At 53.6% G+C, this 1,066-nt stretch carries 1 rRNA gene; it reads left to right on the forward strand.

Annotated features, from left to right (window positions below):
- Window positions 1-1,066 (forward strand): 16S ribosomal RNA (locus tag MTR11_RS24045); the annotation flags it as partial.

A 1,066-nucleotide genomic window follows, 5' to 3' on the forward strand; every position in this document is an offset into this window, starting at 1 on the left:
TTTGACGTTAGCGACAGAAGAAGCACCGGCTAACTCCGTGCCAGCAGCCGCGGTAATACGGAGGGTGCGAGCGTTAATCGGAATTACTGGGCGTAAAGCGCATGCAGGTGGTTTGTTAAGTCAGATGTGAAAGCCCGGGGCTCAACCTCGGAATAGCATTTGAAACTGGCAGACTAGAGTACTGTAGAGGGGGGTAGAATTTCAGGTGTAGCGGTGAAATGCGTAGAGATCTGAAGGAATACCGGTGGCGAAGGCGGCCCCCTGGACAGATACTGACACTCAGATGCGAAAGCGTGGGGAGCAAACAGGATTAGATACCCTGGTAGTCCACGCCGTAAACGATGTCTACTTGGAGGTTGTGGCCTTGAGCCGTGGCTTTCGGAGCTAACGCGTTAAGTAGACCGCCTGGGGAGTACGGTCGCAAGATTAAAACTCAAATGAATTGACGGGGGCCCGCACAAGCGGTGGAGCATGTGGTTTAATTCGATGCAACGCGAAGAACCTTACCTACTCTTGACATCCAGAGAACTTTCCAGAGATGGATTGGTGCCTTCGGGAACTCTGAGACAGGTGCTGCATGGCTGTCGTCAGCTCGTGTTGTGAAATGTTGGGTTAAGTCCCGCAACGAGCGCAACCCTTATCCTTGTTTGCCAGCGAGTAATGTCGGGAACTCCAGGGAGACTGCCGGTGATAAACCGGAGGAAGGTGGGGACGACGTCAAGTCATCATGGCCCTTACGAGTAGGGCTACACACGTGCTACAATGGCGCATACAGAGGGCGGCCAACTTGCGAAAGTGAGCGAATCCCAAAAAGTGCGTCGTAGTCCGGATTGGAGTCTGCAACTCGACTCCATGAAGTCGGAATCGCTAGTAATCGTGGATCAGAATGCCACGGTGAATACGTTCCCGGGCCTTGTACACACCGCCCGTCACACCATGGGAGTGGGCTGCAAAAGAAGTAGGTAGTTTAACCTTCGGGGGGACGCTTACCACTTTGTGGTTCATGACTGGGGTGAAGTCGTAACAAGGTAGCGCTAGGGGAACCTGGCGCTGGATCACCTCCTTA

The organism is Vibrio sp. CCB-PB317, assembly GCF_022808245.1.
Classification (GTDB): domain Bacteria; phylum Pseudomonadota; class Gammaproteobacteria; order Enterobacterales; family Vibrionaceae; genus Vibrio; species Vibrio diabolicus.